Source organism: Tessaracoccus caeni (genome assembly GCF_029211185.1).
GTDB classification, from domain to species: Bacteria; Actinomycetota; Actinomycetes; order Propionibacteriales; family Propionibacteriaceae; genus Arachnia; species Arachnia caeni.
On record NZ_JARGDO010000004.1, the window covers coordinates 197,129 to 211,104 of the forward strand.

The 13,976-nt window shown below is 67.6% G+C and carries 10 protein-coding genes; 3 read left to right on the plus strand and 7 right to left on the minus strand.

What is annotated here, in order from left to right:
• Positions 1–165: 165 nt before the first annotated feature.
• From P0D62_RS05480 to P0D62_RS05500, 5 genes are all read right to left on the minus strand, one after another.
• Positions 166–1,326 carry a DUF1963 domain-containing protein gene (locus P0D62_RS05480; protein WP_275701620.1) on the minus strand — a complete coding sequence of 387 codons (1,161 nt, stop codon included), beginning with the start codon at positions 1,324–1,326 and terminating at the stop codon, positions 166–168.
• Complete coding sequence (locus tag P0D62_RS05485; RefSeq protein ID WP_275701621.1) at positions 1,326–2,474, minus strand: hypothetical protein; 1,149 nt, start codon at positions 2,472–2,474, stop codon at positions 1,326–1,328. The genes P0D62_RS05480 and P0D62_RS05485 overlap by 1 nt, the downstream gene beginning before the upstream one ends.
• 223 nt (positions 2,475–2,697) lie before the next feature.
• Positions 2,698–2,883 carry a hypothetical protein gene (locus tag P0D62_RS05490; RefSeq protein WP_275701622.1) on the minus strand — a complete coding sequence of 62 codons (186 nt, stop codon included), beginning with the start codon at positions 2,881–2,883 and terminating at the stop codon, positions 2,698–2,700.
• 55 nt (positions 2,884–2,938) lie between these two features.
• Positions 2,939–3,874, minus strand: coding sequence for a DNA-formamidopyrimidine glycosylase family protein (locus tag P0D62_RS05495; protein ID WP_275701623.1), 936 nt, complete (start codon positions 3,872–3,874; stop codon positions 2,939–2,941).
• The gene (locus P0D62_RS05500) at positions 3,867–8,519 is read right to left on the minus strand and encodes an ATP-dependent helicase (RefSeq protein WP_275701624.1); all 4,653 of its coding nucleotides are present in this window, start codon (positions 8,517–8,519) and stop codon (positions 3,867–3,869) included. Before P0D62_RS05500 ends, P0D62_RS05495 begins: the two co-directional genes overlap by 8 nt.
• Positions 8,520–8,846: 327 nt before the next feature.
• Here P0D62_RS05500 and P0D62_RS05505 point away from each other — a divergent pair, with 327 nt between their 5' ends.
• A complete protein-coding gene (locus tag P0D62_RS05505; protein WP_275701625.1) occupies positions 8,847–9,431 on the plus strand; it encodes a helix-turn-helix domain-containing protein in 585 nt (194 codons plus the stop codon).
• A 237-nt stretch (positions 9,432–9,668) separates the two neighbouring features.
• Here the strand turns inward: P0D62_RS05505 and P0D62_RS05510 are convergent, their stop codons facing one another.
• Complete coding sequence (locus tag P0D62_RS05510; RefSeq protein ID WP_275701626.1) at positions 9,669–10,259, minus strand: GNAT family N-acetyltransferase; 591 nt, start codon at positions 10,257–10,259, stop codon at positions 9,669–9,671.
• Positions 10,260–10,453: 194 nt separating this feature from the next.
• Between P0D62_RS05510 and P0D62_RS05515 the strand changes: the two genes are divergently transcribed.
• Positions 10,454–11,128 (plus strand): class I SAM-dependent methyltransferase, encoded by a 675-nt coding sequence (locus tag P0D62_RS05515; protein WP_275701627.1) that lies wholly within the window; start codon positions 10,454–10,456, stop codon positions 11,126–11,128.
• Between the two features lie 267 nt (positions 11,129–11,395).
• Here the strand turns inward: P0D62_RS05515 and gndA are convergent, their stop codons facing one another.
• Positions 11,396–12,838, minus strand: a complete 1,443-nt coding sequence (gene gndA / locus P0D62_RS05520) for an NADP-dependent phosphogluconate dehydrogenase (RefSeq protein WP_275701628.1) — start codon at positions 12,836–12,838, stop codon at positions 11,396–11,398.
• Positions 12,839–12,982: 144 nt separating this feature from the next.
• Between gndA and P0D62_RS05525 the strand changes: the two genes are divergently transcribed.
• Positions 12,983–13,858, plus strand: coding sequence for an acyltransferase domain-containing protein (locus tag P0D62_RS05525; protein WP_275701629.1), 876 nt, complete (start codon positions 12,983–12,985; stop codon positions 13,856–13,858).
• Positions 13,859–13,976: the final 118 nt, after the last annotated feature.

The following is a 13,976-nucleotide window of genomic DNA, read 5'->3' on the forward strand; positions in this document are numbered from 1 at the left end:
CTTAGCCCTTATTTTGAATCCTTCAAATGAACTGAGGATGCCCTAATCAGAGTTGACTTCGGGGGCGGATCTTGCAGCCTCCGTGGTGTGCCGATGTGCCCGGTGCTTGCCTGGCTGCCTGCTACGCGACCAAAGTCGGTGGCATAGCAGGCAGCGAGGTGGGTTTCAGTCGGTTCGGATGACACACCACACCCGGTCGAAGTGATGCGCCGCGAGGTCGGAGTGGCGGATCCAGACCTGCAGATGACCGCAGTCGCCGAACCAGTCCTCCAAATGCCTAACCCCTGCGATGTCGAAGAGCAAGAAGTACTCATCATCGGCCGAGGTCAGCGGTAGAGCGGCGGTGAGTACTTCTTCCAGTTCCTCGTTCCAAGGATGATGCCCGAACCCGCCGATCCGTGATGTTGGGAACTCTGGTTGGTGGTGGGACTCCCAGACGGTGGGTCGTCGGTCGGTCTTGATCTTGCCTTGGTTGAACGGGGAACGCAGCGTGTCCTCGATGTGGATCGCCGCCCGCTCGTAGCGTTCCCATGCGTCTGCATCGCCGCTGAATAGGATCGCCGACGGAACGGACTTTGCCGGGGTTACCTTCATGGCTCGGGGCTTGCGGTAGCTGCCCTGGTCCATCGGGGGCCGTTGTAGTAGTCGAGTGGGGTTCTGGACCCACCGCACGCACCACCCCGGCTTCTCGGCGGTGTCCCAGCCGCTGGTCTCCAGATCATGGAACACCTGCAGGACGCCACTCTTGGGAAAGCCCAGGGTGTGAAGCAGCTGCAGAACCCCGCCATCGCGCAGGTCAAGCTCTTCGAGCATCGTGGACGTTACTTCGGAAGGTGGCCATAGGAATCCGAGGTCGATCTGGATAATGTGGGCGTGAGGGAAACCGTCATCTGCGGTGGGCCATTCCTGGTCGTCCTCGGCGGCCGGACGCCCGGTGAACCAGCTGAGATCGTCAGGCTCTTCTTCGTCGAACAGGGCGCGGTCCTTGATCGAGCCTTTCACCTCCACTAGCGCGAGGCTGGGGCGGATTGGCATCTCTTTGGCAGTGAGAGCCACCAATGGATGCGCCCGGAACTCATCAGCGTCTGTAAGCCGTGGGCTGGTTTCCGGCAGTACTCGTGGCCTTAGCCAGTCTTTCAGGTCGACGTCCTTGGTGGTGTCGAGTACCTGTAGCAACTCGCCCAGGGCTTGTGGATCGCGCATCGCTTCCTTAACGAGCGCCTCCGAGTCGTCGACGAGCTTGTTCGCGCGCCGCACACTCATCAGAAGGGATCGCGTCGCGATCTCCTCATGCGCCGCTAGGATCCTCTTCACAAGCTCCATCATCACAACTCCACCCCGCACCTCTCGAGCACCTTGATCCCGGCCCTGTGCATCTCCGCAAAATCACCGTATCCGTCGATCGTCTCTCGCAGGGTCTTTCCTGGGCTGGGTCTCAGATCGGGGATAACAGTGCTCTTCCGCCCCATGATGGAATTCACGCATTTCCTGTGGATATCTTTGTGTAGGCGGACAAGATTGTTGGGATTGTGAATGTACTGCTTGCCGAAATTGCCCTTGTTTTTCGCCACAACCTTGCCCACATGCTTTTGCTCAACGATGTGATGCCATTCGTGATCCTTTTTTGGGGTTCCCTGTGCTTTCTTGAACTTGTCGAAGGAGTCAAACCCGTTCTTCGAGGGATTGCTGCCCGGCTTGATTTTCGTCACACCATCTGCGAGTTTGTGGCTGACTTGCGTGATGGCGCCCTGTGACTGTACCTTTCCGCCCACCGACAAGACTTGCTTTTTCAGTTCGTGCTGAACGAGTTTCTCTGCGGCCTTCTTCGTTGTTGCTCTGACTACTATCGGAAGGATTGCGCGAGCGCCAACTACGATGACGGGCACGAACCAGAACGGGTCGGCAACGACTGGGTAAGTTGCCCCCCAATGGTCGACTTCCTGAATGAGTTTGTCGCCGTCTAGCACGAAGCGTGTGGGGACGTCTGTCCCGGTGGCATCGACCGCCCATGGCGCAGCAATCACGCTCAGCACCAACTGGTCAGCATTGAGCACAACTGCGGATCCGTCTGGAAGCAAGTCAATCTGAGCGCCCTCAGGTAAATCCAGCGGAAAGACGTATTCGCTCGGCGCGGCGGCAGACTCGATGGTGATCAAGGTCTGCACGGCGCTCTCGATTTCAGGCTCGGAAATCTCCACCAGTGCGACTACCAACGAGGTGTCCGGTGCGATATCCTCGTAAACCGCAGCACCCTCGTCTGTCAGTGAAGCCGTCACGTCTCGCCCAGGTAGGCCAATGCCAATTGATTCGGAATCGCCCGGGGTTGGCATGTCAAGCACTGCGCCTGAATCGGAGGGCACCGTGACGCCATCAACGGTCTCGTTGAGATCAATAGCCGTACCCGTTGCGATTACATCGCCCACGAGCGCCTCGATCGATTCCGGGGATGTCTCCTCAGGGTCGGCGTTCGCCACTTGCGGGGTTAGGGATATTAATAGGGTGCTCGCGATTCCCGCGCTAACCCAACGTCGCCAGAGCCGATTTTTCATCCGCTTCGTTGCCTCTCCTAGGTGTTCTGAGGAACAGTACACGTGTGTGGTTCTACGACTGAACAGTGATGCCACGATGTGAGACCGACCCGTGTGTAACTCTCTTTTTCTCGGTCCTCGCGGTCGGTGTTTGTCTGCTCGGCTATCATCAGAAACAGCACGCGCTGTTGACATTTATGGTCTTGGCGACCGTGGAGGCGGCGAGCTCGGTTGCGTCGGGGGCCGGCAACTCTGGCAGTTCCCGGATGATCAGGCGGGTGCGGAGGTCGCGGGTGTTCAGGTTGACCTCGTATCCCGGCCTTTCGATGATGCTACGGAGATGTGTGCGGATCATCAGCGACACGTGGTCGTAGCCGGGGACGACGTTCGAGACAGCCTTCCCGGCTGCTCTACGAGCTTGGCGACATCCTCCATGGGGGCTGCCCCTGTTCACGTACTTTTTCCGTCGGTGAACTCCTTGACGCAAACCTAGCTTCTTCTCCTATTACGGGCTCTCCCTGGCAAGTGGGGCACCACCAGATCATTCGCTCTTGGCCGGCGCCCGGGGCGGTGGCGCTGGTTGCGCCGCCAAGGGTGTCAGCCTGGATGGTGGCGCCGCAGCGACGGCAGGGCTGGTGCTTGCGGCCGAAGACGAACGTGGTCTGGCCTTTTCGATGATCGCCGGTGAAGGTGCGCACGGGGCTGGTGAGGTTGCCGCGCATGAGCTTGGCGGCGAGGTCGACGATGGTGGGCACGTCGGTCTGCGTGACAGGGGTGGCCGGGTGGATGCCGCGGAGGAAGCACACCTCGGCGCGATACTCGTTGCCGATGCCGGCCAGGTTGCGTTGATCGAGCAGCGCCTCGCCGATGGAGCGGGGATCGGCGGTGACGCGGCGGACGGCCTCGTCACGGCCGGTGGGAAGCCAGCGGCCGGGGGTGTGCCAGTCCTCGGCCAGGAGATCGGGGCCGAGGTAGCCCACGTGCTGTTCGAAGTCTTTGGTCGGCCATAGCTCGACGAGGCCGAGATCGTGGCCGACCAGCTCGACGTCGCCAGAGACGCGCACCACGATGCGCGCGGTGTGCGCGGGCAGCGACCAGCGGGTGCCCACCGGGTGAACCCGCCAGGTGCCCTCCATGCGCAGGTGCGTGTGCAGAATGCGGGAGCTGTTGGCGTCGTCGATCTGCCAGAACAGGTGCTTGCCGTGCGGCCACACGCGCGTGATGGTGCCGCCGTCGAGGCTGGCGGTGGCCAGCTGCGGGACGCGGAACTGGGAACTCTCGACGGTGCGGCCCTCCAGCGATTGCAGCCGCTGGGACAGGCGCCAGACCGAGTCGCCCTCAGGCACGGGACGCCTCGATCGAGATCCCCTTGGGTGTGATTCGGGCGCCCGCAGCGAGCATGGCCGCTTCGAGGCCGCTGGTGCCGGGACGTGCGCCGTCGATCTCCTCGATCCGCAGCCGCGACATGCGGCCCTCGGCGACGGCCTCCTTCAACGCGCGAGTCACCAGGGCGGCGCGATCCTCCCGGCCGCCGTCGTGCTGTTCTCCGAAGAGGGTGAGGACGCGGCCACCACGGGTGAGATGAGCCAGGCAGACCCCGTCGGCGAGGACGACGAGGGCCCCGGCCGAGCGCGACGGGCGTGCCGTGGGGTGCGTCGGCCAGGGCAGCACGCTGCCGTAGGGGTTGGCGGGATCGAGCGCGGCCAGTACCACGGGCGCGGGGTGGGCGGCGCCCGACGGCCAGTCGGTTTGGTCGGGGGAATCGGCGAACTCGCGCAGCCGGCCCACCGCCTCCTGGGTGCTGAATTGGGCGCCGCCCAGGCCTTCGACAAGGTAGCCGCGCACCACCTTGCCCGCCGACTCCAACTGGGCCAGCAGCCGGTAAGCGGCGGCGAACCCGCCGGGCACGCCGTCGGTGGTGACGCCGCCACGGGTGATCACGCCGAAGCGCGCGAGCCACGACGAGGCCAGCGCGAGGGCGGCGTCGGCGGGGGTGGGCTGTGGGTCGCGGACGCGATACCAGCGCCCGCCGGCGGTAGGCGGGGCCCCGGCGGAGAGTTGGGCGCGGCCTAGCCTGGGCAGTCGTGCCCGGCGGCGGGGCGATGGGCGGGCGGCCTTGTGCGCGCCCCGCGTGGCGCCGCCCACCCGGGCCCGGATCGGGGCCATCGAGCTGGGAGCGATCGTGGATTCTTCGGCGGCGCGCCACCACTCCTCGACGGCGGCCGGCTGCTCCCCGCTGGGTGCCGGATCGGCCCGGGTGGCGAGCCACGATGCGTAGGTGCCGTCGCCGTCGGCCAGGGCGGCGGCCACGTCGAGGGAGCGCTCGCTGGGCGGCTCGGTGAGTGGTGGGATCAGATCGATGTCGTCGGCGGGAACGATCGCCACAAGGGGATCGTTGGGTCCAGCCGAACCCCGCACCCGGATGACCGTCTCGCCCTCGGCCAGCAGTGCGTCGAGGTGCGCGGGCGAGTAGTGCCGGAGCCGCGCGGGAAGGATGTGGGTCTCCCACGCCGACGCCGGCAGCGCCGCGCCGGCCAGGCCCTGGAGGGCGAGCAGCACCTCGTCGGGGCTGGACTCCGGCCGGTCGGCCACTTGGTGCGCGTCGGCGAGGAAGCGGGCATACCCCGTCGCCGACGCCGGCTGCAGCTGGGCTCGCGCCCGGGCCAGCGAGCGCGAACGGAGGCGTCGCAGCACCTCGGGATCGACGAACTCCTGCTCGGTGTTGCCCGGGGTGAAGCGTCCGGCCGTGAGCCGGCGCGCCGCCACCTCGCGCTCCAGCACGAGCCCGACGGTGGCCACACCCAGCCCGAAGGCCTCGGCCACGTCGGCGGCGGTGAACGGGCCGTGGGTGCGGGCGAAGCGTGCGATCAGCTGGGTGAGCGGGTCGCGGCCCTCCGTGGCGAGTGCTGCCGAATGGCCAGGCGGCACCGGGATGCCGAGCGCGTCGCGAAGGATGCCGAGGTCGGCGGAGGCAGCCAGGTGGGGTGCCCCAGCGAGCTGCACGACTGCCACCCGTGCGCCCAGGGAGGTGATGGCCGCGTCGATGTCGATCTCTGCGGTGCGAGCGGGCAGGGCGTCGAGCGGAACGGGGCCGAGGAGGCGCGGCAGATCGGCCAGCGCTTCCGCGTTTCTGGCGCGTCGTTCGGGCGCGGTGTGCTGCAGCTCCGCCACCACCTCGTCGACCACGTCCGGGTCGAGAAGCTCGCGCAGGTCGAGGGTGCCGAGCGCGGCTGCCAGCAGTTCGGGGTCGAGCGAGAGCAGAGCGGCGCGACGCTCGGCGAGCGGGGTGTCGCCGCTGTACATGAACTCGCCGGGATAGCGGAACAGGAGCGTGGCCGCGAACGGGCTGGGCTGCTCGGTGATCACCTCGACCAGGCGCACGCCCCCGGAGCGCAGCCCCCGGGCCAGCTCGACGAGGCCGGGCACGTCGTAGACGTCCTGGGTGACCTCGCGCACCGTCTCCAGCACGATGGGGAAGCGCGGATGGTCGCGCGCCACCTCCAGCAACTGCGCCGCCCGCTGACGCTGCTGCCAGAGCGGCGCCCGCTTGCCGGGATTGGGCCGGGGGAGGAGGAGTGCCCGCGAGGCGCACTCGCGGAATCGGCCCGCGAACAGCGCGGTGCCGCCCACCTGCTCGGTGACGATCTGCATCACCTCGTCGGGCTCGGGAACGAGCAGTTCCAGCAGGTGCTCCGTGGCCTCGGAGTCGGGAAGGCGCAGCACGATGCCGTCGTCGCCGGCCACGGGCTGGGCGTCCAGGCCGGTCTCCCGGGACAGCGCCTCGCCGATCACCAGCGCCCATGCGGCCAGCACCCGGCGTCCGAGCGGGGAGTGGATGACGATCCGCCAATCGCCCAGCTCGTCGCGGAAGCGCTCGACCACGATGGTGGCCTCGTCGGGCACCAGCCCAGTGGCGGTGCGCTGCTCGGCGAGATAGCGGGCAAGGTTGTCGCGGGTGTATGCGTCGAGATAGGGCTTGTCGAGGCGCTCGGGCGCGCGGGCGGCTTCGCGCTGGAGCCTGCCGATCTGCCGGCCGAGCTCGGCCGGACGCCCCTCGTCGTCGCCGTGCCAGAAGGGCAGTCGCCCGGTGTTGCCGGGTGCCGGCGTCACGCGCACCTGGTCGCGCGTGATCTCCTCGATCCGCCACGACGACGCGCCCAGCGTGAACACGTCGCCGATCCTCGACTCGTAGACCATCTCCTCGTCCAGCTCGCCGACCCTGCGCGCGCCCTGCTCGTCGCCGGCGAGGAAGACGCCGAAGAGGCCGCGATCCGGGATGGTGCCGCCCGAGGTGGCCGCCAGCCGGAGCGCGCCCGGGCGTGGGTACAGCCGGTTGCCCTCGAGGACGAGGCGGGCGCGGAGGTTGCCGAAGTCGGCCGACGGGTAGGCGCCGGTCAGCAGCTCGACAACGGAGTCGAGCAGGGCGCGGTCGAGGGAGGTATAGGGCTGGGAGCGGCGCACGGCCGCGAACCACTCGTCGACGTCGAGGCCTGCGTCGCCGGCTCCCGCCGCCGCGGCCACCGTCTGCTGGGCCAGCACGTCCAGCGGGGCGCGCGGGATACGCAGCTCCTCGATCTGCCCGGTCAGCATGCGCTCGGTGGTGACGGCGGCGGCCGCGAGGTCGCCGCGATGCAGGGGGTAGACGTCGCCCGACGACACCGCTCCGACGACGTGTCCCGCCCGACCGATGCGCTGCAGCGCGCTGGCCACGCTGGGCGGCGCAGCCACCTGGATCACGCGGTCAACCGCGCCCATGTCGATGCCCAGCTCCAGTGAACTCGTCGCCACCACGCAGCGCAGCTCGCCCGACTTCAGCGCCGCCTCCACCTGGGCGCGCTGCTCCTTGCTCACGGAGCCGTGGTGTGCGCGGGCGATGACCAGCGGAGCGCCCCTGGTGGTGTCGACCGGGGCCATGACCTGCGCGGGTGGACGCGGCGGCATGGGCGGCAGCGAGTCGGGATCGTGCTCCTGGGCCCACATCTCGTTGAGGCGGGCCGTCAGTCGCTCGGCCGTGCGGCGGCCGTTGGTGAAGATCAGGGTGGAGCGGCCCTGCAGCACCGTCTCGTAGACCTGCTGCTCGACGTGCGGCCAGATGCCGGAGCTGTTGGCTGTGTCGGCGGTGAGGGTGTCGGTGCCCGCCGCCGCGAGCAGGGGATCGGTGGGCGCTTCCGTGCCGGGCGGCGGGCCGGGATCGGCGAGGTCCTCGACGGGAACCCGCACCGTGACGTCCCAGCGCTTGTCGGCGGGCGGTGCGATCACGGAGACGGGCCGGTCGCCGCCGAGGAAGGCTGCCACCCGCTCGATGGGCCGCACTGTTGCCGACAGCGCGACGCGCTGGACGTCGCGCCCGACGAGGGCGTCGAGTCGTTCGAGGCTGAGCGCCAGATGGCTACCGCGTTTGGTACCGGCGACGGCGTGGATCTCGTCGACGATCACCGTCTCGACTTCCGTGAGCGTCTCCTGTGCGGAGCTGGTCAGCATCAGATACAGCGACTCCGGCGTAGTGATCAGGATGTCGGGCGGCCGGCGCAGCAGCGCTGCGCGTTCGCGCGGGGCCGTGTCGCCGGACCGTACTCCGACGGTGACGTCGGCCAGCGGCGTGCCCAGCCGCTCGGCGGCCAGCCGGATACCGGTGAGCGGCGCGCGCAGGTTGCGTTCGACGTCGACGCCCAGCGCCTTGAGCGGCGAGACGTAGACCACCCGGGTGCCACGGACGGGCTTCCGCCCCTTCGGGACGACTCGGAGCCCGGCCTCGCCCGGGCTCACGTCGCTCTGGCGCGATGCCTCGTCGGGGACCGACGAGTCCAGCGCGTCGATAGCCCAGAGGAAGGCGGCGAGGGTCTTGCCCGATCCGGTGGGTGCGACGACCAGCGCGTGCTCCCCGTCGGCGATGGCTCGCCACGCCTCGGCCTGCACTGCCGTGGGCGCAGGGAACACACCGGCGAACCACTCCCTCGTCGGAGGGGAGAAGCGCGCAAGCGGGTCGGTCATGCAAGGAAGTCTGCCAGCCGCCACCGACAGTATGGCTGCCGATGAACCAATACGGCTGCGTCCATCGGATCCGCGGCTGAAAGGGCACCACTGCGGCTGCGTGCGCCGCCATACCGACGCACGCAGCCGCAGTGATCTATGGGCGCGCGAGTGAACTCCTCTGGCGTGATCTCCACCGCGAACATATGGCTCTGACAAGGGGGATCGCGACCGTGGCGGGCGTGCCACGGTACGTGGCACCCGGTGTGGCCCCAGAATGGCCTTTGTGGGAAAGGTCGTGGCTACCGTGATGATCACCGCACTCCACGAACAGGAAGAGAGACGATCATGACGCTGGGAAGCAAGCTCCGGGCAGCCCGCCAGGAGGCCAATCTCACGCAGCAGCAGCTGGCCACGAAGCTGATGGTGTCGCGCCAGGCGATCACCAAATGGGAGACCGACGCTGGCATCCCTGACATCGAGAACCTCAAGGCGCTCGCCGCGCTGTTCGGGGTGAGCGTCGACTACCTCCTCGCGGGCGACGCGCCGGTCTCCGGAGCGGTCCTCATCGAGCCTGTCGACCTGCGCGACTACACGCCCCGACGACGTGCGCGACTTCTTGCCGTCGAGGCGCGGTTCCCCGATGCGGCGTCGATCGACGAGGTTCTGCGCACGGTGCGTCGCAGCTGGTGGGCGTGGCTGGTCGAACTGGTGATGCCGGCCGATGTCCTTCGCGGTATCGACGCCGTCGACAAGTATGCGGCGCACTTCCTCGTCGACCTCCGCGACCGCCAGCTGCTCGTCACCGTGACCAAGGATCAGCTGGAGAGCCGGGAACTGCCCACGCGCTGGGACGGCAACGGTCTGCTCGTCGTCGGCGACGACAAGTACTGGCTGGCGAAGAAGACGCTGCGTAGTAGCTGGCGGGTGTGACCTCCGCGGCTGGGCGCGTCGGTATACCGACGCACGCAGCCGCACTGACCTGACGGCGACCCGAGTCGTCGAGAGCCGGGCCAGGATCCTGCTATTTGCTGCATAGAACCCCGGCTGCGTCTGGGCCGCGAAGTGCTTGGATGTTGGTGCCTCGACTGCCTTGGGGAGTCGAGAGCCTTGGCACTTGCCAGCTCCTGCTCGCCGTTTCACCACCTGCTGCTCGCCGATCTACCAGGCTCAGCTCGCCGGTTTGCCGGCTTCTCTCGTGGACTCCCAGGTGCTGCGGTCGATGGCGAAGTCGAAGTGGGGCATGTCGACACCGCGGTAGTGCTTCACGAAGCGTCGACGCACCGTCATCCCGTTGCGGATGGCCACGTTCATCGACGCGAGGTTCGTGTCACGAACGATCGAGTGGACCCTGTCGGTGTCGAGTTCCCGGAAGGCCCAGTCGCGGCAGGCCTGGGCGGCCTCGATCGCGTAGCCACGATGCCAGTGTGCGCGGTTGAACAGGTACCCCACCTCGATGACTCTCTCTTCCCCGATGGCCTGCCACGTCACGCCGCACTGCCCGATCATCGGGCCGGTGCCATGCAACTGAACGGCCCACATGCTGAACCCATCGGTGCGGTCGCGCTCTTGCATCCGCTCCAGCCAGTGTCGCACCTCGGCGTCGCTGAACGGACCCTCGTAGGCCACCATGGTCTCGGCGTCCTGCAGGATGGCGGCGAGATCGGGCAGGTCGTCGTCGCGCATCCGACGCAGCGTCAGTCGTTCTGTTGTCAGCACCGGGCTATCGTCCGGGTGGCGGGTGTCGTCGGGATCGGTCATGTGGGAAGTCTGCCAGGCGTCGTCGACAACACGACTGGTGATGAGTCACTGCGGCTGCGTCCGTCGGAATCTCCCTCCGCGCCCGCTTAGTGCGGCTGCCGACGTCGTCAGGGCGACATACGCAGCCGCAGCGCGCTCCAAGCCTGGCTCGGTCGGTGGTTCGAGGCTGGTCTCATCGATGCAAAGATGGGGCGATGGCACGACGACGCACCAGCGACTTCATCGGACAGGCGTTCCGGGAACGCATGCGGCAACTCAACGCGCGCCATCCGTGGAGTCATAACGATCACTTCCACAGCTGGATCCTCGCCAATCTGCCGGAGCCGTGCCGTTCGGTGCTCGACGTCGGCTGCGGGCGGGGAGAGCTTCTCACCGCGCTCGCGCCTCATGTCGATCACGTCGTTGGTGCGGATATCGACGAGGAGATGCGCGATGTCGCGGCCCGGCATTGTGAGAGGTTGACGAACGTCTCCGTCACCGATCGAGTGTGGAACGAGGTGGAGGGCTCGTTCGACGCGGTGACGATGATCGCGGTGCTGCATCATCTTCCCGTCGAAGAGGCGTTGCGTGACGTGCGGCGGCTACTCGCGCCCGGCGGGCTCCTCGTCGTCGGCCTCGCCGTGCCCGTGACGCTCGCAGATCACGCGTGGGACATGGCGTCGATGGTTACCAACCCGCTGATCGGGATGGTCAAGCATCCGTGGCCCAGCCGGGTCATGGAGCCGCCGGCGCCGTTCCCTGTGAAGGATCCCTCGCTGTCGCTCGCCGAGCTGAGGGATCTGGTGCAGAAGGTCATGCCGGGCGCCGTGCTCCGCCGCCACCTGGGGTTCCGTCACACGATCCTCTGGACCAAGCCACATCGAGGCTGAATCCGTCAGGCCTCGACGGTCCGCGAGGCTGAATCCGTCACCCATCAAGGCCCACACGGCTTGCCCAGGCTGGATTCGTCAGCATGCTGACATCCACAACCTGGCTACCCCAGGAACTCGCGGCAACTGAACGTTTCTGACCTCGATGACGCCACAAGGTCGCCGGTGCTCGTCGGCTAGCAAGCGGGTCGTTGCACAAAGATGGCTGAGCGGGGGTCATCTGTGCAATACGTACAGATGACCCCCGCTCAGCCACTTTTATTCAGATCAGTGGCTGTCTTCCGCCTCGATCTGGGCGCCGTCGGTGCTCCAGTTGATGTGGAACGAGCCCTCGCGGTCGATGCGCCGGTAGGTGTGGGCGCCGAAGTAGTCGCGGAGGCCCTGGGTGAGGGCCGCGTTGAGACGCGGGGCGCGGGCCTGGTCGTAGTGGGCCAGCGCGGAGCTGAAGCCCGGCACCGGAACGCCGGCGCGCACGGCCTCGGCGATCACGTTGCGCCAGCCGTCCTGCGAGGCGGCCAGCTCGGAGGCCACCGACGGCGCCTCCAGCAGGGTCACCAGGTTCCCGGCCGCGTACTCGGAGCGGATGCGCTCCAGCAGCTTGGCGCGGATGATGCAGCCGGCACGCCAGATCTTGGCCACCTCGGCGATGTCGATCTGCCAGCCGTACTCGGTAGCAGCCATCCGGATCTCGTCGAGGCCCTGCGCGTAGGCCACCACCTTCGACGCCCACAGCGCCTGGCGGATCTGCTCGACGAAGGCGTCGCGGTCGGCCACCTGGAGGGTGGCGTCGGGGCCCTGCAGCGCGGCCTGGGCGGCGGCGCGCAGCTCGGGCGAGGAGGACACCGCGCGAGCGAAGACCGACTCCGCGATGGTGTTCACCGGGGTGCCCAGGTTCAGCGCGGACTGCACGGTCCAGGTGCCGGTGCCCTTCATGCCCGCAGCGTCGACGATCACCTCGACCAGCGCCTTGCCGGTCTCGGGATCCTTCTTACGCAGCACCTCGGAGGTGATCTCGATCAGGTAGGAGTCGAGGTCGCCGGTGTTCCATGTGGCAAAGGTGTCGGCCATCTCGTCGTGGCTGAGGCCCAGCGCCTTCAGCAGTTCGTAGGCCTCGCCGATGAACTGCATGTCGGCGTACTCGATGCCGTTGTGCACCATCTTGACGAAGTGGCCGGCGCCGTCGGTGCCGATGTAGGCGCAGCAGGGCTCGCCGTCGACCTTGGCGGAGATCGCCTCCAGGATCGGGCCCAGCGCCGCGTAGGACTCGGGCGAGCCGCCCGGCATGATCGACGGACCCTCGAGAGCGCCCACCTCGCCGCCGGAGATGCCGGCACCCACGAAGTGCAGCCCGAGCGCACGCAGCTTCTCCTCGCGGCGGCGGGTGTCCTCGTAGAAGGCGTTGCCGCCGTCGACGACGATGTCGCCCTCTTCGAGCAGCGGGATGAGGGAGTCGATGGTGGCATCGGTGCCGAAGCCGGCCTTGACCATGATGATGATGCGACGCGGCCGCTCCAGCGACGCGACGAAGCCGGTCAGGTCGACGGCCGGGACGAAGTCGCCCTCGTGGCCGTGCTCGGCGATCACCGCGTCGGTCTTTGAGGTGGTGCGATTGTAGAGAGCCGTACGGTACCCGCGGCGGGCGATGTTGCGCGCAAGGTTGGACCCCATCACCGCCATCCCGATGACGCCGACGTTCGCAAGATCAGACATGTGTACCTCCAGAGTTCGGTGCCACCGATCCTAGTGGCCGCGCAGCCTCTGCACCTGGGCGTTCGTGGCCGACGTGAGATGGATTGCGCCACTCGGATTCGTCATCTATATGTGGGCTCGCCGGAGATGGCTACGGTGAGTCCCATGACGACCCAGAGCGACGGCCTCCAAGACCTTCTCCGCGCCGCGAAGGTGCCCACTGAGCACGAGGAGGAGCTGCTCGCCCTCCTGGCGGACGTGGCGGCGGACGACGCGCTGCGCGCACGGGCCGAAGAGCTGACGCATGGGTTGCGCGCCCACCTGCGACGCTTTCGAGGGTCTTCCTCGGTGTTCCGTCACGAGGATGCCGAAGCCGGCCCCGGCAGGGGAGCGGTGCCCCTGCTGGCGCTGCTGATGGTGCTGCCTGAGGTCGACGCCTACTGGCGCGAGCGTGGCCTTCCCGACGATGTCCGCGCGGCCACGGCGGGGGAGATCCGGCGTCAGGTCGACAAGACGCTACGGGTCACCGGTCGCGTCGGATTCGACGACTACCCCTGGGTGGAGATCGTCTGGCGCGGCGGTTTCGCGCAGATCGGACGCCTGCAGTACGAGCTCATCCGCGACGACGCAGCCGACGAGTGGCTGGCCAACGTCCACATTCCCGCCGAGGGACCGCTGAGGATGGAGGAGGTCCGGGAGTCGCTGGGCCGAGCGCGCGGCGTGCTCGACGTCGCGTTCCCGGAGCTCGGCTCGATCCGTCACGCGGTGTGCGACTCCTGGCTGCTCGACCCTCAGCTCGCGGATCTGTTGCCGGGGTCGAACATCCCAGCGTTCGGGGCATTGTGGCAGTTGGAGTCATCCGTTCCGCGCGACGGTGAGGGTCTCTACTTCGCGTTCGATCTCCCTCGCGGACAAGGTGACCGGCTCGCCGAGATCCTGCCGACGCTGAAGCCGACGTCGCGCTTGCAGGCCGCGCTGATCGAGCTTTGGAGCGGAGGCGGTCACCTGTACCAGTGCTTGGGTCGGCTGGAATTGCCATAGGTTTCTGCGCGAGGTGACGAGGCCCTTCGAGACGATTTCCCATCCTTGAGGTGATTGGGTTCCTGCGGATTCTGGCGCTGGCGCTCCTCGAGGCTCGGCCGCGGGCGGCCTCGCACCT